Origin of the sequence: Parafrankia soli, assembly GCF_001854695.1 — a bacterium.
Taxonomy (GTDB): domain Bacteria; phylum Actinomycetota; class Actinomycetes; order Frankiales; family Frankiaceae; genus Parafrankia; species Parafrankia soli.
The window spans coordinates 78,833-98,387 of record NZ_MAXA01000047.1 but is presented as its reverse complement, the minus strand read 5'-3'; the positions used below and the strand labels follow the sequence as shown (position 1 = coordinate 98,387).

Below are 19,555 nucleotides of genomic sequence, written 5' to 3'. Positions count from 1 at the left end.
CCCCGAGACGCCCCGCCCACCAGACCACCCACCACAGCAGCGAGAGGCAGCACTGATGCTGATCACCTTCTACGGCGCGTCCGACGACCTCGTCGAGGTCTCCGGATGCCCCGGCGCCGACGAGTTCAACCACTACGGGAACCAGCCGTGGAGGGGTGACCTCATCGCCCCCGACGGCGTGGCGATGCGCGTGCACCTCGCCTTCGACGGCTGCTGGCACGTCGGAGTCGGCCAGACCGACGAGGGGCTGCCGTTGCCGCAGTGGCCGCTGAGCTTCACGTCCGGGCCGGACGAGAGCCGTCAGTACGCGCCGTCGTACAGCGCAGTCCTGGTCGTGGACGCACCAGACGGCACCCGGATGGAGAACGTCGGAACCCTCCGCTAGCCGCCCGAGCCGGGTGGGTGCTGGCCGGATGGCCGTCTGCCATCGGACCCACGGTGGCACCCGCTGTGCGGCATAGCCGGTCGACGGCCAGCCCCCACCCACCCCCGCCCCGGGCCGCGTGACCACGACACCGCGGCCCGGGGCGCCACCCGTAGAGAGGAGACGCCGGTGCAGCAGCTCGACCTGCTCGCCGCGCTCGACGACCCCGCACCGCCGTCCGCCATCTGGACGCCGGCGCCGCCCGGACGGAACGCCCGCACCGAGGCCGAAGCCGCGCAGACCCTGCTCGACCACCTGCTCGTCGCCGTCCCGCTGCACATGGCGGAGATGGCCGGCTGGTCGCAGGAGCGGCGCCGCCGGGTGGGCCTGCCGGCAGGCTGGTCCGCGCTGGTCGGCATGGCCGACTCGATGATGTTCCTGCCGCAGACCGCCGGTCGGTCCGAGGCCGCGTACGGGCTGTACGCCCGCGGCCTGGCCGTCCTCGCCTACGAGGCGGGCGGTAGCGGCCTGTTCGGCGCCCACTGGTGCGCCGCGCCGCATCCCGGCTGCCCGGTCGGCTCGCCCACGCTGGTCGTCCCGCTCGCCGCGCTGGCCGCCCGCTGCCGTGCCGCGATGGCCCGCCCGGAGTGGCAGGGCCCGCTGGTCGACCTGGAGGCGCTCCTCGCCGACGACGGCAGGCCCGTCCACCGCAGGGCGACCCGGACCGTACCGCGGACCCGCCGTCCCGTCCGGGCTCCGCGTGTGGTGGACGTGCCGACCGGCGGCGTCCTGTGACCGCCACCCGCCCGGCCGACGTTGCCGGCGGCCTCGAGGTGCGCAAGACCCACCGCGGCACCTGGCAGATCCTGCTCGGCGACGGCACGCCGGTCCTCGGCGACCTGTGCACGCTGCCCCGGCAGCGCAACGCCCGCGCCGTCCGCGCGCTGCTTCTCGGCGCGCTGCCGGACTGGTCGGGTGTGACCGACGCCGGGCGAGACCCGGGCGCGGTGACCGCCGAGCAGTGGGCGGCGGCGTCCCAGGTTGCCGGCATGGTCCGCCGGGTGTGCGACCGCCGGTCCCGCGGGGTGCGGCTGTGCTGCGGCTGCCGCTCGTGCGTGTGCGGCACCGACCGCCGGCCGGACGGCCCGCACTACACGGCGGCCGAGTTGGAGTGGACACAGTGACCGCCGCCGGCATGCATGTCGCCCACGGCTACACGATGGCCGACGTCGCCCGTCACGCCCGCATCGGCATGACCATGGCCGCCAGCCGCGCCGGCAACGCCGACGACCGGTATCAGGCGGCCTGGGATGCGGTCGTCATGACCCTCGCAGAGGCCGACGAGCCGCCGTCCCGCCGGGACCTGTCCGTGGCCGCTTCAAACGCCGTCGAGGCGCAGTGGCACGACTACCGGCACCACCACGGCATCAACAGTCGCGGCGCCGCCGCGCCGCGGCACGCTGTCTACTGGCTCGACCTTGGCGGCCCGACGCCGTCGCCCGAGCATCGGATTGTCGAGCGGGAGGCCCTGGCCCGGATCTGGCCGGAGCTGAACGACCGGGACCGGGCGGCGCTCACCGCGCTGGCGACCATGGGCACCTACGCCGCGGCGGCGGCAGCGATGGGCCTGGATTACAGGACGTTCACGGAGCGGGTCCGTCGGGCACGCACTCGCTACCTCGCGCTGTGGCATGAGGGCGAAACCCCGTCCCGGCTGTGGCGGGTCGACCGGCGTGAGCGCACCACCGACCGGTGGGCCAGCAAGAACCGATCTGACCTGCTGCGCCGCGGCGCGGCGATCAGCCGCCGGGAGGGGCGCCCGCACGGCACCTGGACCCGGTACTGCTCGGGATGTAGGTGCGCGGGGTGCAAGGCGGAGGCACGGCGGGTGAACGCCGCGGCATATGCCCGCCGTCGCGCCGCCGCGGCAGGTGATGCTGCATGACCGCCGCGCCCTGGCCGTCGGTGTCCCGCTGTGCCTGCGGCCGGCTCGACATCGAACACGACCTGCTCCCTGCCACGACGCGGCTGCCCGAGCGGCGGGTCGGCACCGACAACGGCCAGTGCGCCGGCTTCGAGCCGGCCAGCGTGCTGCGCGCATGCCTCGAGGCGGTGGCCGCGATCCCGGCCCGGCCGGTGGTGCCCGGGGACATGGACGCGGTGGAGGGGATGGCGTACGCGCAGGGCTGGATGGATGCCCGTGCTGCCGCGGTGCGCGCCGCTCGAGGTGAGACGCCGTGACCCGCCCGCGCCTGCTCGACCTCTTCTGCAAGGCGGGTGGGGCTGGATACGGCTACCACCTGGCCGGCTTCGACGTCACAGGCGTCGACATCGCACCTCAGCCCCGATACCCGTTCGGCTTCATCCAGGGCGACGCTCTCGAGTACCTCGCCGCTCATGGCCACGAGTACGACGTCGTCCACGCCAGCCCGCCCTGCCAGGCGCACAGCGCGCTCGGCGCGCTCAGCCCGCACAAGACCTACCCGGACCTCATCGCGCCGACCCGGGACCTGCTGATGGCCTGGGACGGGATCTACGTCATCGAGAACGTCATGCCCGCCCCGCTCGACAAGGCCGGTTCGGTCGTCCTATGCGGCGGCATGTTCGGTCTGCGGACCTACCGACACCGGCGCTTCGAACCGTCGTACGGCCTGATCCTCGCCGCGCCGACCCACCCGCCGCACGTCATCCGCACCGCGACGAGCCGGCGGCGGGAGCGGTGGGCGCAGGGCTGGCACATCTCCATCACCGGTGACGTCGGTACCTACGTCGGCCCGGAGGCGATGGGCATCGACTGGATGAGCGGCGACGAGCTGTCCGAGGCGATTCCGCCGGCGTATACGCGGTTCCTGGGTGAGCAGTTGCTGGCCGAGCTGGGCCTGGGGCGTGCGGCGTGACCGCGGTTGCGCCCGGGTCGACACCCGCCGAACGGCAGACGCTCGCGGACGCCACCTGGGCCCGCGAACAGATCCACGCCGGCCGGCCCGAACTCGTCTGGGGGCTGGTCTCCGCGCTCGCCCGGGACGAGACCGGACGGCGCCGACTGTGCGGGCTGGTGGCCGTGCTCGCCGCAGCCGTACCGGCGACCGATATCCGGGTGCTCGTCGGCTGGGTCGGAGGTGCGTGACGGAAAGCCTGTGGAAAGCGCTGGGGATAACTCCGGAAAGCCTGCGGGGAGGGCGTTCCGGGGCTTTCCCATGCCTGGCGAAGAATGCCATCTGCCCTGGTCAGGGTGGCGATTTTCACATGCCGGTGTGCGGGCCGGGAGAGCACACGGAAGGACGTGCGGTGCACGCCGGGAATGACCCCGTTCGGGGTAGAGTGTGGGAAGACCTCGGGGTATCCGATCGGGTGGCTGAGACCCACCCGATCGGCACCCGCCCGAGGGCGATGCGCCTTCCCTGTTGGAAGCAGGTCGGGCGCTGCACCACCCCTTTGTTGCGACACAGAAAGAGCGGTGCAGTAGTGATTCTGCCATGCCGACGCGTCCGTGGGCGCGCCGACGTCGACTCCGTCACCATCGGTGGCGTCGAGTGAGCATCGAAGCGATCACCTGGGTGCTGAACGACGCGCCCGGCGTCCCCGCAACCCTCGTCTCCACCCTCCTTGGCCTGGCCAACCACGCCGGCCCCGACGGGCGGAACGCCTACCCGAAGCTCGCCACGCTCGCCCGGTACACCCGGAAGTCGGAGCGGTCCGTGATGTGGGACCTCGAGCACCTGGTCGAACTCGGACTGATCGTCGAGGGCGAAGAGAAGGTCGTCGAGCACATCCCCGGCGGCCACCGGCCCGGCGTCTACCACCTCGCGATGGGGCGGCGCAGGGACCCGAAGAAGCCGGAGAAGGCGACTCCGCGGCCGGCCCGTCCGAAGCCGAAGAAGAAGACCTCACCTGTCGTGGACGACACCTCATCTACCCCTGTCGTGGGCGACAGGTCAGCGGATTCCTCACCTGTCGCCGACGACAGGTCGTCACCTGAACTGGACGACAGGTCGTCACCTGTCGTGGACGACAAATCTGACCTGTCGTCCACGACATCTGCCCTTATAAGGAATGAACCGTCCTTGAACCGTCCTGTTGAACCGTCCTTTGAACCRTCTATGGCGTGCGAGCACGCCGAGACACACACGGCGGACGACGACGGTCAGACCTCGCTGCTGCCCGACGAGCCCCCCGCGGCACCGCCGGCCCCGGCCCCGAAGCCGAAGCGACCCCGGCCGACTGCAGCCGAGCGGACCGCCCGCGCCACCCGGATGCCCGAGGACTACGCGCTCACCGACAAGCACCGCGCCTACGCGATCAAGAAGGGCGTCCCGGCCGGCGCCATCGAAGACATGTTCGAACACTTCAAGGCGCACCACATCGGCCGCGGTACCCGCTGGGAGAGCTGGGAGAAGGCCTGGATCACCTGGGTCCTGAACTCCCGCCGGTTCAGCAGCGGAAGCACCACGCGCCGCTCCGGGCCCGACCCGAACGCAGGCATCTACCGCCGCGACCCGAACGACACCACCACCGAGTTCACCGCAACCGTCCTCTCGATCGACGAATGGATGAAGGGCGCATGACCACCACCGACCCTGGCCTGTTCGGCGACCTCGCCCGCCGCATGCTCGCCAACCCGCCCCGGTTCGTGCCTGCGACCCAGGCCGAGCGGCTCACCTGCGGCCTGTCGAACTGCCCCTGCCCCCACGACCCCAACGCCGCGCCCGGCTGCGACGCCGGCTGGACCCACGGCGACGACGGTGTCCGCCGCTGCCCCGCATGCCAGACCCACGCCCGAGCGTTCCGCTACCGCCGCCAGCGCCCCACCGCGTTCGCCGACGCCCGCATGGACGACGTCGACCCCACCCACCGGCGGATCATGCTCGACTGGCTCACCGGCCCCGCCCGCACATTGATCATCGCCGGGCGGGTCGGAGTCGGGAAGTCTCACGCCGCCTACGCGCTCACGAACCACGCCGCCGAGCACGGCGCAGACATCGCCGCCTGGACCGTCCCCGATCTGCTGGTCGACATCGCGCCAGAGGGCGACCCGTCCGCGCTGCGCACCGCCCGTACCGCCGGCCTGTTGCTGCTCGACGACCTCGGGGTCGAGAAGCCGTCCGAGTGGCGCGTCGAGCAGATCACCGGCCTCGCCGACGCCCGGATCCGCTCCGGTCTCCGGCAGATCATCACCACGAACGTCCCGTACGCCGACCTGGCTGCCCGGTACGGCGAGCGGGTCATGTCCCGACTCACCGGCGGCGCCGTCGCCGTCAAGCTCGACGGCCCGGACCGGCGGCGGGTGACCTGGTGACCCGCTTCGGCCGCGGGGACGACTTCGACCCGCTCGACGCAGCCCTGCCGCCCACCAGCCCGGGAGACCGCGTGACCGACTTCGACCTTCGCCTGATAATCCGCGGCACCGCGACAATGACCAGCGAAACCGACCCGCAGCACCTCGCCGCCACCGTCCTGACCGCCCTCGACCCCGAGCACTACGCCGCAGCTCTGGCCGCCTGCCTGCCGTCGTTCGTGACGCAGGTCCTCGGCCAGATGCGGATGGACGCCCGCCGGCCAATCCCCACGGTCCGACCCGCCCCGATCCGACCGGCCAGTGAGGCCAGCACCGCCCCCGCGCGGCCAGTCCGGTCGTCGAAGGTCGCAGCGATCCGCGGCGAGATGTGGCGCCGCCGGCTCCGCGAAAACATCTGGGTGGGCGCCGAGGAGCGCGGCCGGAAGTTCCTCGCCGACTGCACCGTGGGCGACCTCGACGCGGCGATCGGCCTGCGGCGGACGCTGGCCGCGCGGAACCTCGCGACCGCCGACGAGTACGCCGACCTCCGCGCGGCGCTCGAGGCGGACCCGAAGGCGAAGGTCGTTGCCGACCTGCCGGCACGGGTACTGGCGTCCGTGCTGGACCGTGAGGCGGCGGCGGCGTGAGTACCCTCGACCTACGCCAGGGCCATGCGGGCAGCGACGCCCAGCCTTCGCCCGCCCTGGCGGCAGACTTCCCCGACGGCCATGTGTTCTACGACCCCCATGGGAACGTCGCCGTCGGGGACCCCAACCTCCCGCAGGCCACATGTAGGTCGGAGCCCATCCACCGCGCGCCTGCGGGAACCAGACTCGGCCCGGACCATCCGCAGGTCGACGACCAACAGTCCAACGTCCGGGCCGCCCAACTCCCCGCCGACCAGGCCAGAGACGATGCCCATACGGTCACCGTCGGCGGGGCACAGACCGCTCCTCGGGCCATACAGGTCCCGATGCCCATCGATGGCCCGCCCGAGGAGCACCAGACCGACCGGGGCCATGCTTGGCCCGACGCCCAAAGGAACACCGCCCCGGTCGCCAGCACCCCCGCCAGCCAAGTCACGAGCGACGCCCATATCCGCTTCGCTGGCGGGGGCCCGCTCTTGCTCGACCCACTCCTGGCACTCGCCGCAGACATGGTCGATGACCTTGAGCGCACCCGCATCGCAGCCGAAAACCGGCTCCGCCAACTCACCCGCGACGAGGTCGACTCCGACGGCGTGATGCGCGGGTTCGCTCTCGGCGACCGTGAGGCCGCCCCATACGCGGCCATGGTCGAGCAACTCGCCAAAGTCGAGCACGCCGCCGTGCTGGAACTCCAGCGGCGCATGCGGAAACACCCGCTCGGCCCGTGGGTCAAGGCGCAGATCGGCATCGGCGAGAAGCAGGCCGCCCGGCTCATCGCTGCGATCGGGGATCCATACTGGAACGACCTGCGCGAGCGCCCCCGGACGGTGTCCGAGCTGTGGGCGTTCAGCGGGTACCACGTACTCCCCGCCGGCCAGACACGCGTCGATGCCCATAGTTCGCGCGCCGGCGGGGCCCAGCTCGGCAGCGACACCGGCCATTTCACCTTCGGTACCCAGCCCGTAGACGCCGGTGTCGCTGCCGTCCGCCGTCGCGGCCAGCGTGCCAACTGGTCCGCCACCGCGAAAATGCGCACCTGGGTCATCGCCAGCAAATGCGTGATGTTCACCGGCGCACCCGACAAGAACGGCAACCCCACCCCGCACAGCCCCTACCGCGACGTGTACGACGCCGGCCGGGGGAAGTACGCCGAGGCCCTGCACCCCGCGCCTTGCATCCGCTGCGGCCCCGCCGGCAAGCCCGCTGCCGCAGGCTCGCCGCTCTCCGACGGCCACAAGCACGCACGCGCACTCCGCCTCGTCGCGAAGGCGATCCTGCGCGACCTGTGGGCCGCCGCCCGCGACCTCCACGAGGCCGAGCAGTGATCCCCGCCGACGACGAGACTCCCGCCGGCCCGTACGACCGGCCCCGCCCGTTCGTGACCTCCGCCGCCGTCTGGGACCCCGCCAACATCCCCGACGGCAGCTCGACGCAGGTCAACCTCGAGACCGGCGAACTGATCCACATCCCGCCGTCCGAAACCCGCCGCCGCCGGCTCGAAGCCCGACAGCGCCAGCACGAGGCCCGCCTCGAGGCCGAGCGCGCCGAGGCGGCCGCCGCAGCCCGCCGCGGTGCCGCGCTCGCCCGCGCCGCGCTCCCGCCCCGGCCGACCCCGGTCGGGTTGATCCGCGACACCGGACCGCTGACGATCAAGCCCTCGGCGCCGGTCGGATTTATGAAACCCCTCGACGGAAGCGCAGGTCAGACCGCATGACCGCGATGGCCGGAAAATATTATTACCTTGATCGATTCGGGAGCTGTGGCGCATGACCGCCCGCCGCCGCACCACCGTCGACGCCGGTGACGGCATCACCGCCCACGCCTGCGGAACCGGCCCGCTCAACGACCGTGACCGCCAGGCCCTCGCCACCATCGCCCGCGCCGACCCGGCCGCCAGCGAGGAGCAGGCCAGTGCCTGACCGCTACCCCGCAGGGGAGCCCGGCGGCTGCTACGTCTGCAACGGCTCCGGCGTGCTATCCGGCCTCGGCCGCGAGGACGTGCCGTGCACCTGCCAGCCGGCCGCGCCGACCCTCGCGGACCTGCCGGGCGCCGCCCCCGAACGGTCCTGGACCGGCGGACTCACCGTCGACCAGTACATGTCCTGGCAGCGAGACGACGACTACGACGGGCCCGAACCGTCCTGGCTCGAACCCGCGCTGGCCGAGGATGCCGAGGAGGCCGAGCGCCGTGCCTGAGCTGCCGATCGAGATCACCGACGACGACGTCGAGCGCTACCTCGCCGCCGTCGACACCACAGAGATCACCAGCCGCGGCGACCTGGTACGCGCCGGACTCGCCGCCGCGCTACCCGAGATCCTCCATCGCCGGGCCCGGCAAGCCAGAACTCACACAGCCCGCATCGGCCCATGGCGCTTCGAGATCGAGCCGACATCCGGCGCGCCGGGCGGCACCCGACGGGGCGGACAGGCAACCGCCTGGCCGTGGTGGCAGATCACCATCCCCCGCGTCCGCACGCTCCGGGTTGGCCGGTCTCGGCCGCTCAAGAGGAGGTCGAGCCGTGCCTGACACCGCCACCCGCACCGCGCCGACGTTCTGGCTCGGCTCCCACGAACCCAGCTGGCTGGAGCGCACCACCGTGCCCCTGTTCGTCTCCCACCGCCGACTCCTGCGCCGACGCACCCTGCCCCGCGCGATCGGCCCGTGGGCCCTCGACTCCGGCGCCTTCTCCGAGATCGCCGCCAACGGCCAGTTCGAGACCAGCCCGCAGCAGTACGCCACCGCGGTCCGCCGCTACGCCGACGAGATCGGCGGCATGACCTGGGCCGCCCCGCAGGACTGGATGTGCGAACCGATCATGCTGGCGAAGACGGGCCTCACCGTCGCCGAGCACCAGCGCCGCACCGTCGCGTCCTACCTCGACCTGCAGGAGCGGGCCCCGGATCTGCCGTGGGTGCCCGTCCTCCAGGGCTACGACCTCGCCGACTACCTGCGGTGCGTCGACCTCTACGCCGCCGTCGGAGTGCAGTTGCAGGACCTCCCGCTCGTCGGCCTCGGCTCAGTTTGCCGCCGGCAGGCCACCAGCGAGATCGCAGTTTTGACAGCAACGCTCGCCGGCCAGGGCCTGAAACTGCACGGATTCGGCGTCAAAACCGCCGGCCTCGACCTCTACGGCCAGCACCTCGCGTCCGCAGACTCGATGGCCTGGTCGTACGCCGCCCGTCGCAGCGACCCGCTACCCGACTGCACTGGGCACCGGAACTGCGCGAACTGCGTGCGCTACGCACTCGCGTGGCGCGGCACCGTTCTCGACCGGCTGCGGCGGGCGCTGTCCCGCCCCGTCCAGTACGACCTGTGGGGAGCTGCCGCATGACCACCCCGACCCTCACCCGCCCGCGGACCGCCGAGGACCGGGCAGACGACTGCCTCGACGAGGTCACCCGCCTACGCGCCGCCCACACCCACGCCTGCCAGGACGCCGCCGCCTACGCGGCCGAGCGCGACGACCTACGCCGCCGCCTCGACGCCGCACAGTCCCTCGCCCGCCGCTGGGAGGACCTCGCCCGGCTGCACGCCGCCCGCCCGACCCTGTGGGCCCGCACCCGCCGCGCCCTCGACCGGGTCGGCACCGCGGCCGGGATCGCACTCGGCGCCCTGGCCGTCGTGGTCGGGATCGCCGCGAGGAGCGGGACGTGATCCGCAACGTCAGCGAATACCGGATCACCTGCGACCGCAGCGGCGAAGACGGCATCACCTGCCACCGCTGGTCGGCCCCGACAGCCGACCAGGCCGAGCAGGCCGTCCGCGAGAACGGATGGACCTCGGGCGACGGCTACCACGAATGCCCCCGCCACCAGCCCACCCCGGAGGCCACCCGTGCCGGCTGACACCCGGCGCAGCCTCCGCCTGGCAGCCCCACCCGGCTGGCGGCTGGAGCCCTGTGGCGAGCAGATCTACCGCCTCTGGAGGGACGACGCCGACCGCCCCGCCGCCGCCATCGTCGGCGGCTACAACACCTGGACCGCCCGACCCATCGGCACCGGCACCCGGGCCCGCTACGCCTGGGAGACACCGACCCTGCGTGAGGCCCTCGCCGCCGTCATCGCCCACCTGGAGGCGTCCCGTGCCACCTGACCCGCGCCCGGCCCGCGCCCCCCGCATGGTCGAGGTCACCGCGGAGGTACCCGCCGGCCTCGACGAAGCCGCCACCATCGCCATGTTCGACGCCCTCGACGACCTCGGTATCGGCGGCATCGGCAGCAGCTGCCCCGCCGCCGAGTTCGAAGCACGCCTCGACCAGGACGAGCGGCTCCGCGACTTCGCCCGCTGGGTCGTCAGCACAGACGACCTCCCCGGCGTCGAGCGCGTCGGGATCACCCGGCACCAGATCGCACAGCGGGCCCGGCAGGCCCTCGGACAGGAGAGCCATGACGACTGACCCGCACGGACAGTCCGTGCTCACCGCGCAGACCATCGCCGAGCTGCGCGCCCGGGTCGCCGAGCTGGAGGAGCAGCTCGGCGGCCGGGCAGCGGACCAGGCATGGCTCACCCGCACGCAGGAGGCCGCCCGGGAGCTACTCGCCCGGCGTGCCGACGCCGCCGATACGCAGCTGGCCGCCGCCCTCGACCGCCTCGACCGGACCCGCGGCGAACTGACCGCCACCCAGCGCGACCAGGCCACAGCCACCGCCCGGATCACAGACCTACGGGCCGCGGCCACAGCCGCACACCAGCGCGCCGACGCCGCCGAGAAGCGGGTCGCCGAGCTGGAGGCGCAGGTCCGCGAGCTGATCGCAACCGGCGCCGAACTCAAGCCTTTCGACCAGGAGATCCAGGAGTGCGTCGACCGGGCGGATGCCCGCGCGCACGCCGCCGAGAAGCGTGTCGCTGAACTCGAAGGCGAGAACGTCGCCGTCGACGAAGGACGCCCGGAAGCTCTCGACGCCCTGCTCTCCGCTGTCGCCGCGAACCTCCCTGAGGAGACGCCGGAGGAACGGGCCGACTGGGCTGTGCGCGCCTACCGGCGGGCGCACCGGGTTGCCGTGCGGGCTACCGGGCGGGTGGACGAGCTGAAGGCCCGCGCCGACGCCGCCGAGACGCAGGTAGCCGCCGTGCGGGCGCTCCTCGACGGCCAGCCCTGCCACTGCCAAGCACCCGCCCAGTTCGGCCACAAGGCCGAGTGCCTCCGTATCCGCATCCATGTCCACGTCATCCGTCGCGCCCTCGACGCCGCTGGCACGCCGGCCAGGACACCCGCAATGTTGCTTGATCACGACCACGTGGCAAGCGGCGTTGCGAGAACGGCCGCCGACACGGTGATCAGCGCGCTACGCGACATCCTCGCCCGGCTCCGCAAGGCCGCCGACGCCACCGAACCCGGCATGGCCTCCGGGATCCTCACCGCTGTCGAATGGGTAACCGAGGCGCTGGCGCAGGCGGACGTGTACCTCGACACCGCCGGCACGCCGGCCGAGACGACCAGCCCGAACGAACCACCCGTCACCTGACCCGCACGGGCCATGCCGCAAGACCCAACCGAGCCACTGTCACTTGACGGCCGGCAACACCCCAACAACACCCGGCAACCCGCCTCGACACACCCCCCGACCAGCGCGGAAGCTCCCCTACCACGCAGGAAACAGCAGCCGACACCGGGGGGTAACGATGGCCATGATCCGACTCGACCAGGCAGCACGCCGCGCAGACGTCCACGTACAGACCATCCTCGAATGGATTGCCGCCGGCAGCCTCCCCGCCACCTGGCAGGCAGCCACCAGCACACGACCCGCCACCGGATGGCACATGGACCCCGCCGACGTCGACATGGCCGCACTCAAAGCCCGACGACGCGCCGCCTGACGGAAGGACCGCGGAGCCCCCGCGCGCGGCGGGGGCACGCGGCCCGCAACCCTCAACCCGAGCTTTAAGGTTGGCCGTGTGCAGACCGAGCAGAGCGCTGACTACGTCTACGGCCTCACCCGCGAACTCACCGACTGGTGGCCCCGCCTCGTCGAAATGATCGACGCCCGCACCCCGCCACCCGCCGCCGTCCGCACCTTCGGCCCCCGCGCCCTCTCCGACACCCACGACTGCGGAACCCCCTGGGCCCACGCAGCCGACTCCACCCCCGAGAAGCCCAGGGTCTACTGCCCGGCCTGCACCGCCGGCGGCACCCTGCCCGGATACCTCCGCGCCCCATCGACCGCCGCCGGCTCCGGCGGCTCACCCGCACCCCTCCGCGTCTCCGCCCTCGACGCCGTCCACACCATCCGCTCCGGACTCCTCGACCTCGAGATCGCCGTCCGCGACGCCCTCGGCGACGAAGGCTGGGCAGCCCCCGCCATCTACCGGGACCCCAACGCCAGCGTCTTCCAAACCACCCGCTACCTCGGCCGCCAAGCCCCCCGCATCGTCGCCCTCGACACCCTCACCTGGACCGTCGACGAACTCCGCCGCCTCACCGGCCTACTCCGCGCCCAAGTCGGCACCGCCCGCCAGGTCCGCGCCATCGCAGGCCCCTGCCCCATCTGCAGCACCTGGTCGCTCCGCGCCCTCCTCGGCCGAGAGCAGATCATCTGCACCAACCCCGACTGCCGCTGCCAGCAACACGACTGCAGCTGCACACACGGACACCCCCACACCTGGCGATTCCACCCCGACCCCACCCTCGACGAATGGGCCCGCCTCAGCGTCATCCTCGACGTCGAGCTCTACGGCTACCTCGCCACCGACGCAGCCTGATGCACAGCATCAACATCACCACCGCCGAAGCCGTCACCCTCCTCGCCGGGGCCCGCCCGCCGGTCACCGCCCGGCACATCCAAGAATGGGCCCGCCCACGCGGCCACAGGCCACCACGGCTCCGCCCTGCAGGTACCCGAGGACGCCACCGCACCTACACCTGGGCCGACCTGCTACGGCTCGAACGCGAGACACGCCAACACCGCGGCCACCAGCACAGACACGACGATCAGCATCAGGTACATTCCAACCGTGCGCGGTAGCCATGCCGCAAACAGGCAGCCCCCCACCCCCACCCCGTGGACGTGAGGGCTCCCCTGCGCAAGGACGACTCATCAGCCCAGCCCACGCGAGGTGATGAGCATGGCCGCATGGCGCACCGTCCCACTACCACCAGGCTGGGCCAGGACAAGACGACGCATCCTCGCCCGCGACCCCATATGCACCTGGCCAGGTGGATGCGCCGCAGCCAGCACAGACGTCGACCACGTGGGCAGGCCCGACGACCACCGCGACGAGGTGCTCCGCGGGCTGTGCCGCGACCACCACCGAGCCCGCACAGCCCAACAGGGAGTGCGAGCACGCTCCGTGATACGCGCACAGCGACAACGACCCGTCGACCGTCACCCTGGGTTGCTGTAGGGGTGGGGGATGACCCCCCGGCAGCCGGCCTGTTCAGCGGTCTGCATAGCGTCTCGCGCTGCGTACGGGTCTGGGATCCGGACGGGTGCAGAGAGTGACGGCCGGCGATAGCGCTGGGTGACAGGGGAGGTGACCGTGGCTGGTAACGGTCCGCCACCGTCGCCGCGCAAGCGCCGCCGCAACGCCGACACCCACGCCGGCGCCGCTGTCACCGTCCCAGCCGAGCCCGCCGAGTCCGGGCCGCCGCTGCCCTACGAGGAGACGTACCGGACGCAGACCCGCGTCTGGTATCGCACCTGGCGTGAGAGTCCGCAGGCCGCGGCGTTCGAGGCGACGGACTGGCAGCGCCTGCACATGCTGGCGCCGCTGGTCGACGCCTACTGGGGCGAGCCACGCAAGGATCTGTTCGCCGAGATCCGGCTGAACGAGTCGCTGCTGGGCGCCACCCATGTCGACCGGCTGCGGGCCCGGATCACGATCGAGCGGCCGGGCGCGGCGCAGGCGCAGGCACCTGCCACTGGCGCTGGCGTCTCGGACCTGACGGCGCGCCGGCGCAGGCTCGCCGATGGCGCGTGAACTTGTCCGTGCCCCTGGTCATGCCCGGCGTCGCTCACTGGGTGTGGTGCTGGCCTGGATCGAGGCGTGGTGCGTGCACGGCCCCGGCGATGTCCAGGGCCGTGCGCTGGCCGGGACCTCGGACGCCCTGCCGCTCGACGACGAGTTCGCTGGGCTGATCCTCGACTGCTACGTGCACGACCAGGCCGGCCGCCGGCTGTACGACACGGCGGTTGTCTCCCGGGCGAAGGGCCGGGCCAAGAGTGAGCTCGCCGGGTTCGTTGCCCTGGCGGAGGCGTTCGGTCCTGCGCGGTTCGCTGGCTGGGCGACTGGCGGTGAGGTCTACCAGTGGCGCGGCTGGACGTACGAGTACGAGCCGGGCGAGCCGATGGGTCTGCCGGTGGTGCACCCGGTGGTGCGCTGCCTGGCGACTGAGGAGAGCCAGTCCGGTAACACGTACGACAATGTCCATTTCAACCTGGAGCACGGCCCGCTCGGCGAGGACCTGCCGGGGCATGCGGTCGGTCTGTCCAGGATCTTCCTGCCGGACGGCGGGGAGATCGTGCCCAGCACGGCGAGCTCGGCGGCGAAGGACGGTGGCAAGGAAAGCTTCGCTGTCTTCGACGAGCCGCACCTGTATGTGCTGCCTGAGCTGCGGCGGATGTACAAGACCGTCGACCGGAACCTGCGCAAGCGCCGTGCCGCCTCACCGTGGGCGCTGCTGACCAGCACGACATACCAGCCGGGGGAGAACTCGACGCTGGAGTCGCTCCACGACCGTGCCCGGCTGATCGCTGAGGGCCGGACCCGTGAGAGCCGGCTGCTGTTCGACCATCGCGAGGCGCCACCGAACGTCGACCTGACGAGCATGGACGCGTTGGTCGCCGCGCTTACCGAGGTCTACGGTCCGTTCGCCGCGGCGCTCGACCTGCGCGGGATCGTCGAGAACGAGTTCTGGAACACCGCGAAGGATGTCCAGGACGCCCGCCGCTACTTCCTGAACCAGCCGACCGCGGCCGTGGATGCCTGGATGACCCGGCAGGAGTGGGCGGCGTGCGCATCGCCTGACCTCGTCGTCGCCGACTCCGACCCGATCGTGATGTTCTTCGACGGGTCGAAGTCGGACGACGCCTCCGGCCTGGTCGGGTGCCGGATGGCCGACGGGCACCTGTTCGTCCTCGGCTGCTGGGAGAAACCCGAGGGGCCCGCCGGCGAGGACTGGCGTGTCGATCGCGCCGATGTCGACCGGGTCGTGCGGCAGGCGTTCGCTACCCGGGACGTGGTCGCGTTCTTCGGTGACCTCGCCGAGTTCGAGACCTACGTCGACAGCTGGGGTAACGACTTCGGCCGGCAGCTGCTGGTGGAGGCGACGGCCGGTCGGCACCGGCATCCGGTCGCGTGGGACATGCGTGGCCGTACCGCGGAGTTCACCGCGGCGGCCGAGCGGATGCGTACCGATGTCCTCGACGGTGAGCTGACCCACGACGGTGACAGCCGCCTCGCCCGCCATGTGCTGAACGCCCGCCGTAGTCCGAACCGGTACGGCGTGTCGATCTGCAAGGAGGGCCGAGAGTCCCCCCGAAAGATCGACCTGGCGGTGTGCGCTGCCGGGGCGCGGATGGTGCGCCGCCTGGTGCTCGCCGACCCGAAGTGGGCGAAGCGCCGCAAGAAGACCGGACGCGCCGCGTTCTGACACCGATTCGAGGGAGGCCGCTTTGCTGACTCCCGAAGAGGCGGCGGCGCAGGCGACGCGGCTACTGGAGATGCGCGACAGCGAGCGGCCCCGGCTGGACCGAATCCATGACTATCTGTGTGACGATCCCGCCCGTCGACTGCCAGGGCTGCCCGAGCAGGCGCCCGCCGAGCTGCACCGGTTGGCCAGGATCAGCCGCGTCAACATGTTGAAGTTCGTGGTCTCCGGCCGGGTGCAGGCGATGTATGTGGACGGCTACCGGGAGCCGCGGGCCGCGGACAACGTCGCCGCCTGGGATGTGTGGCAGCGCAACCGCTGCGATGCCCGTCAGATCGGTGTGCACCGCGCGGCGCTGGCCTATGGGGCGGCGTACGTGACGGTCCTGCCTGGCACGCCGGTGCCCGTCCTGCGCGGCGTGTCCCCGCGGCGGATGACCGCGGCGTATGGCGACGACGATGACTGGCCCAAGGTCGCGTTGGAACGGACGCATTCCGGCTGGCGGCTGTACGACGCCGAGGCGGTGTACCTGCTCGAGGCCGGGAAGGGCAGCGACGGCCTGGCCGCGGTCGGTTCGGATGAACACGGCGCGGGCGTGTGTCCTGTGGTGCGGATGCGGGAGACCGAGGATCTGGACGACGAGGTTGTGGGGGTCGTCGAGCCGCTGATCCCGCTGCAGGACCAGATCAACATCACGACGTTCGGTCTGCTCGTCGCCCAGCATTACGGGGCGTTCCGCCAGCGGTACATCATCGGTTGGATGGCCGAGGACGAAGAGGCCAAACTCAAGGCGAGCGCCAGCAAGCTGTGGACGTTCGAGGACAGCCCGCAGGAGATCAGCGTCGGCGAGTTTGGCCAGACCGATCTCTCCGGCTACATCGCGTCCCGCGAGGCGTCGCTGCGCCACCTCGCCACGATCTCGCAGACCCCGGCGCATGAGCTCCTCGGCGAGCTGGTCAACCTCTCCGCGGACGCGCTCGTCGCGGCTGAGGCCAGCCACCGCCGTGCCGTCACCGAGAACCAGACGGTCATGGGCGAGGGCTGGGAGCAGGCACTGGCGTTGGCCGGCACGCTGATGGGCGACGAGCCCGACGCCGCGGCCGAGGTGCGCTGGCGTGACACCGAGTCGCGCAGCATGGCGCAGGTCGCTGACGCGCTCGGGAAGATGGCGCAGATGCTGGGTGTGCCGCCGGCCGAGCTGTGGGAGATGCTGCCCGGCGTCTCCCAGCAGCAGGTGGAACGGTGGCGGGCGGCGGCAGCCGAGGGCGATGCGTTCGCGCGGCTCACCTCGACATTGCAGCGGCAGGCCGCCCCCGCAGCCCCGGCCCCGGCCGCACCAGCTGAGGTCTGACCGGTGGCGCTGACAGCGGAAGGCAACCAGCTCACCGCCGACTACCGGCATCAGCAGCTCGCACTACGGGCCTCGACGTTGCTGGACCTCGGCACGCTGTGGGGGCTGTTCGACGTCAGCACGCCCGGCAGCTACGACGCGTTCGTGACCGCGGCGACGAGTCTGATACGGGAGCGGCACGGCGACAGCTCGGCGCTGGCCGGCGCCTACCTGCGCACGTTCCGGCAGGCCGAAGGGATTCGAGGCAGCATCCCGGCGTTCCGCGCGGCCGAACGGCCGGTGCCCGGACAGATCGCCATCGCGCTGCGCGCCACCGGCCTGGCCGGCACGGTCCGGGCGCTGCGGGCCGGGCAGACGATGCGCCAGGCGCTGGCGACGGGTCTCGTGGAGGCGTCCGGCGCCACCTCGCGGCTCGTCCTCGACGGCGGCCGGCGCACCGTCGAGGCGTACGTCGAAGCGGACCCGCTCGCGAAGGGCTGGGTGCGGGTCGGCAGCGCCTCGCCGTGCGCGTTCTGCGCGATGTTGATCTCACGCGGGCCGGTGTACCGGTCGGAGCGCTCAGCCCGATTCGAGGCGCACGACCACTGCGGCTGCACCGCGGCCCCGTACTACGGCGGCGCCGAGTCGGCGCAGACCCGCAAGTACCAGGCCCTGTGGCGCGAGACGGCCGCCGGTAAGGACGACCAGCTGAACCGGTTCCGCCGCGCCCTCGCCGAGCAGGCCGGCCACGCCGCCGCCGCGGCCACCGAGTAGACGTCTCCGCCCCGCGATGGGACGGAGAGCAAACCGGGCGCGATGCCCGTCCCTGCCGCGATGGCGGGGTGACGCACAAGGGAGGCCGTGATGGCCGACGAGACCGACACCGACACCCAGGCGGCGGAGGGCGACGCGACGTCGACCGAAACCGACAGCGGTGGCGGTAGTGACGGCGCCCAGCGGGCGCTGGCCGCCGAACGTAAGGCCCGGCGCGACGCAGAGAGGGCGCTGCAGGCCGCTACGACCAAGCTGCAGGCCGCCGAGGACAAGGACAAGACCGAGACGCAGCGACTGCAGGACGCGGCCACCGTCGCCGAGAAGCGTGCGGCGGACGCCGAGCAGCAACTGCTGCGCATCCAGGTCGGCGCCGACAAGGGGCTGACGGTCGCCCAGGCGAGGCGGCTGGTCGGCTCGACTCGCGAGGAGCTCGAGGCCGACGCGGCGGACCTGCTCGAGTCGTTCGGCGGAAAGAAAGGCGACGACGCGCCGGCCGGGGAGACCGGCAAGCCCGAGGCGGGCGCGGGCTCGCGGCGGCCGAAGGAAGCACTACGCCCTGGCGCGGCACCGGCCGGCACCGGCGACAAGCCGGACCCGGCCGCGATCGCCAAAAAGATCCTGTCCAACCCGTTCTAACCCCGCACGGCGACGCCGTCGCGGGCTCATATCTGGAGGTAACCCGTGGCGGTTCTGACCGCGCAGGGAATCAGCGAGGTCGCGCTCGAACTGCTGACGCGCACCCTCGTGCTCCCCCGCACCGTGACCATGATCCCCGGCGCCGAGTTCGCCGGCAGCAACGGCGACACGATCACTGTCCGTGTGCCGCAGCCGGGCACGTCCCGGACGCAGGTCACACCGGGCGCGACGATCACCTATGACGACGTGAACGAGGTCCCGGTGACCGTCACGCTGAACCACGAGTATCACGCGAAGCGGATCACCGACGAGGAGTCGTCGCTCGATCTGGAGGACTTCGCCCGGCAGATCACCCGCGTGCAGGTCGCCGCCGTCGCGACCGGCGCGGAGAACTGGCTGGCGATCCAGATGAACGAGATGGACGCGGACGTCGCCGACATCGACGCCGACTCGGCGGCGAGTGTCCGCTCGTCCGTGCTCGAGGCCCGCAAGCTGCTCGGGCAGGCGAACTGCCCGGCTGGCGACCGGTACGCGGCGTGCGACCCGGAGTTCGCCGCGGCTGTGCTGTCGCTGGACGAGTTCAACCGGGTCGACGCATCCGGGTCTGATGACGCGCTGCGGGAGGCGGTCATCGGCCGCTGGCGCGGGTTCACCTGGATTGAGACGAACGCGCTGGAGTCGGGCACCGCGGTGCTCTACCACCGGTCGGGTTTCGTGTTCGCGAACCGGGTGCCGGTGATGCCGAGGGGTGCCACCTCGTCCGGAGCGGTGACCGGTCCGAGCGGGATCGGCCTGCGGCAGATCTTCCAGTACGCGCCGGACATCCTGTCTGACGCTTCCGTGGTGTCCACGTTCTGCGGGGCGAGCACCATCTACGACGACGACGCTGGCACCAGCCACCCGCGGTCGGTGAAGCTCGCGCTGACCACCGCCGGGTCCTGA

Annotated in this window: 29 protein-coding genes; all 29 read left to right on the top strand. The window is 72.0% G+C overall.

Annotated elements, in window-relative coordinates:
* The first annotated feature begins 55 nt into the window (after positions 1–55).
* The 29 genes from BBK14_RS06325 to BBK14_RS06185 all read left to right on the top strand — a co-directional run bounded on the left by BBK14_RS06325 (position 56) and on the right by BBK14_RS06185 (position 19,555).
* The gene (locus BBK14_RS06325; RefSeq protein WP_071060242.1) at positions 56–385 is read left to right on the top strand and encodes a hypothetical protein; all 330 of its coding nucleotides are present in this window, start codon (positions 56–58) and stop codon (positions 383–385) included.
* Between the two features lie 168 nt (positions 386–553).
* A complete protein-coding gene (locus tag BBK14_RS06320) occupies positions 554–1,159 on the top strand; it encodes a hypothetical protein (RefSeq protein WP_071060241.1) in 606 nt (201 codons plus the stop codon).
* Complete coding sequence (locus tag BBK14_RS36700) at positions 1,156–1,548, top strand: hypothetical protein (RefSeq protein ID WP_071060240.1); 393 nt, start codon at positions 1,156–1,158, stop codon at positions 1,546–1,548. Before BBK14_RS06320 ends, BBK14_RS36700 begins: the two co-directional genes overlap by 4 nt.
* Positions 1,536–2,309, top strand: coding sequence for a hypothetical protein (locus BBK14_RS36695; RefSeq protein ID WP_131802180.1), 774 nt, complete (start codon positions 1,536–1,538; stop codon positions 2,307–2,309). Before BBK14_RS36700 ends, BBK14_RS36695 begins: the two co-directional genes overlap by 13 nt.
* Positions 2,306–2,605, top strand: a complete 300-nt coding sequence (locus BBK14_RS06305) for a hypothetical protein (protein ID WP_071060238.1) — start codon at positions 2,306–2,308, stop codon at positions 2,603–2,605. Before BBK14_RS36695 ends, BBK14_RS06305 begins: the two co-directional genes overlap by 4 nt.
* Positions 2,602–3,261, top strand: a complete 660-nt coding sequence (locus BBK14_RS06300) for a DNA cytosine methyltransferase (protein WP_071060237.1) — start codon at positions 2,602–2,604, stop codon at positions 3,259–3,261. The genes BBK14_RS06305 and BBK14_RS06300 overlap by 4 nt, the downstream gene beginning before the upstream one ends.
* Positions 3,258–3,491 (top strand): hypothetical protein, encoded by a 234-nt coding sequence (locus tag BBK14_RS06295; RefSeq protein WP_071060236.1) that lies wholly within the window; start codon positions 3,258–3,260, stop codon positions 3,489–3,491. The genes BBK14_RS06300 and BBK14_RS06295 overlap by 4 nt, the downstream gene beginning before the upstream one ends.
* A gap of 406 nt (positions 3,492–3,897) precedes the next feature.
* On the top strand, positions 3,898–4,929 hold the full coding sequence (locus tag BBK14_RS06290) for a helix-turn-helix domain-containing protein (protein ID WP_071060235.1): 1,032 nt from the start codon (positions 3,898–3,900) through the stop codon (positions 4,927–4,929).
* Positions 4,926–5,660, top strand: a complete 735-nt coding sequence (locus tag BBK14_RS06285) for an ATP-binding protein (protein ID WP_071060234.1) — start codon at positions 4,926–4,928, stop codon at positions 5,658–5,660. The genes BBK14_RS06290 and BBK14_RS06285 overlap by 4 nt, the downstream gene beginning before the upstream one ends.
* On the top strand, positions 5,657–6,286 hold the full coding sequence (locus BBK14_RS06280) for a hypothetical protein (protein ID WP_071060233.1): 630 nt from the start codon (positions 5,657–5,659) through the stop codon (positions 6,284–6,286). Before BBK14_RS06285 ends, BBK14_RS06280 begins: the two co-directional genes overlap by 4 nt.
* Positions 6,283–7,611, top strand: coding sequence for a TIGR-Tas system RNA-guided endonuclease (tas, locus tag BBK14_RS38755; protein ID WP_198541186.1), 1,329 nt, complete (start codon positions 6,283–6,285; stop codon positions 7,609–7,611). Before BBK14_RS06280 ends, tas begins: the two co-directional genes overlap by 4 nt.
* Positions 7,608–8,000 carry a hypothetical protein gene (locus BBK14_RS06265; RefSeq protein WP_071060230.1) on the top strand — a complete coding sequence of 131 codons (393 nt, stop codon included), beginning with the start codon at positions 7,608–7,610 and terminating at the stop codon, positions 7,998–8,000. Before tas ends, BBK14_RS06265 begins: the two co-directional genes overlap by 4 nt.
* Before the next feature lie 52 nt (positions 8,001–8,052).
* The gene (locus BBK14_RS38110; RefSeq protein ID WP_157904218.1) at positions 8,053–8,205 is read left to right on the top strand and encodes a hypothetical protein; all 153 of its coding nucleotides are present in this window, start codon (positions 8,053–8,055) and stop codon (positions 8,203–8,205) included.
* On the top strand, positions 8,198–8,482 hold the full coding sequence (locus tag BBK14_RS06260) for a hypothetical protein (protein ID WP_071060229.1): 285 nt from the start codon (positions 8,198–8,200) through the stop codon (positions 8,480–8,482). Before BBK14_RS38110 ends, BBK14_RS06260 begins: the two co-directional genes overlap by 8 nt.
* Positions 8,475–8,813 carry a hypothetical protein gene (locus tag BBK14_RS06255; RefSeq protein WP_071060228.1) on the top strand — a complete coding sequence of 113 codons (339 nt, stop codon included), beginning with the start codon at positions 8,475–8,477 and terminating at the stop codon, positions 8,811–8,813. The genes BBK14_RS06260 and BBK14_RS06255 overlap by 8 nt, the downstream gene beginning before the upstream one ends.
* Positions 8,806–9,618, top strand: coding sequence for a deazapurine DNA modification protein DpdA family protein (locus BBK14_RS06250; protein WP_071060227.1), 813 nt, complete (start codon positions 8,806–8,808; stop codon positions 9,616–9,618). The genes BBK14_RS06255 and BBK14_RS06250 overlap by 8 nt, the downstream gene beginning before the upstream one ends.
* Entirely contained in the window at positions 9,615–9,941 is a 327-nt protein-coding gene (locus BBK14_RS06245; protein WP_071060226.1) for a hypothetical protein, read from the top strand. Before BBK14_RS06250 ends, BBK14_RS06245 begins: the two co-directional genes overlap by 4 nt.
* Positions 9,938–10,132, top strand: coding sequence for a hypothetical protein (locus BBK14_RS36690; RefSeq protein ID WP_071060225.1), 195 nt, complete (start codon positions 9,938–9,940; stop codon positions 10,130–10,132). The genes BBK14_RS06245 and BBK14_RS36690 overlap by 4 nt, the downstream gene beginning before the upstream one ends.
* Positions 10,122–10,379 (top strand): hypothetical protein, encoded by a 258-nt coding sequence (locus BBK14_RS36685; protein ID WP_071060224.1) that lies wholly within the window; start codon positions 10,122–10,124, stop codon positions 10,377–10,379. Before BBK14_RS36690 ends, BBK14_RS36685 begins: the two co-directional genes overlap by 11 nt.
* Positions 10,369–10,683, top strand: coding sequence for a hypothetical protein (locus tag BBK14_RS06230; protein WP_131802179.1), 315 nt, complete (start codon positions 10,369–10,371; stop codon positions 10,681–10,683). Before BBK14_RS36685 ends, BBK14_RS06230 begins: the two co-directional genes overlap by 11 nt.
* The gene (locus BBK14_RS06225) at positions 10,673–11,752 is read left to right on the top strand and encodes a coiled-coil domain-containing protein (RefSeq protein WP_131802178.1); all 1,080 of its coding nucleotides are present in this window, start codon (positions 10,673–10,675) and stop codon (positions 11,750–11,752) included. The genes BBK14_RS06230 and BBK14_RS06225 overlap by 11 nt, the downstream gene beginning before the upstream one ends.
* Positions 11,753–11,915: 163 nt before the next feature.
* On the top strand, positions 11,916–12,104 hold the full coding sequence (locus BBK14_RS06220) for a MerR family transcriptional regulator (RefSeq protein WP_131802177.1): 189 nt from the start codon (positions 11,916–11,918) through the stop codon (positions 12,102–12,104).
* A 78-nt stretch (positions 12,105–12,182) separates the two neighbouring features.
* On the top strand, positions 12,183–12,986 hold the full coding sequence (locus BBK14_RS06215; protein WP_071060220.1) for a hypothetical protein: 804 nt from the start codon (positions 12,183–12,185) through the stop codon (positions 12,984–12,986).
* Between the two features lie 777 nt (positions 12,987–13,763).
* Positions 13,764–14,204, top strand: a complete 441-nt coding sequence (locus tag BBK14_RS06210) for a phage terminase small subunit (protein ID WP_131802176.1) — start codon at positions 13,764–13,766, stop codon at positions 14,202–14,204.
* Positions 14,194–15,876: a Terminase gene (locus tag BBK14_RS06205; RefSeq protein ID WP_071060218.1), complete on the top strand. Its 1,683-nt coding sequence runs from the start codon at positions 14,194–14,196 to the stop codon at positions 15,874–15,876. The genes BBK14_RS06210 and BBK14_RS06205 overlap by 11 nt, the downstream gene beginning before the upstream one ends.
* 22 nt (positions 15,877–15,898) lie before the next feature.
* Positions 15,899–17,224, top strand: coding sequence for a phage portal protein (locus tag BBK14_RS06200; RefSeq protein WP_241831197.1), 1,326 nt, complete (start codon positions 15,899–15,901; stop codon positions 17,222–17,224).
* A 3-nt stretch (positions 17,225–17,227) separates the two neighbouring features.
* A complete protein-coding gene (locus BBK14_RS06195; protein ID WP_071060217.1) occupies positions 17,228–17,977 on the top strand; it encodes a VG15 protein in 750 nt (249 codons plus the stop codon).
* A 90-nt stretch (positions 17,978–18,067) separates the two neighbouring features.
* Positions 18,068–18,613 (top strand): hypothetical protein, encoded by a 546-nt coding sequence (locus BBK14_RS06190; protein ID WP_071060216.1) that lies wholly within the window; start codon positions 18,068–18,070, stop codon positions 18,611–18,613.
* 45 nt (positions 18,614–18,658) lie between these two features.
* Positions 18,659–19,555 carry a phage capsid protein gene (locus BBK14_RS06185; RefSeq protein WP_071060215.1) on the top strand — a complete coding sequence of 299 codons (897 nt, stop codon included), beginning with the start codon at positions 18,659–18,661 and terminating at the stop codon, positions 19,553–19,555.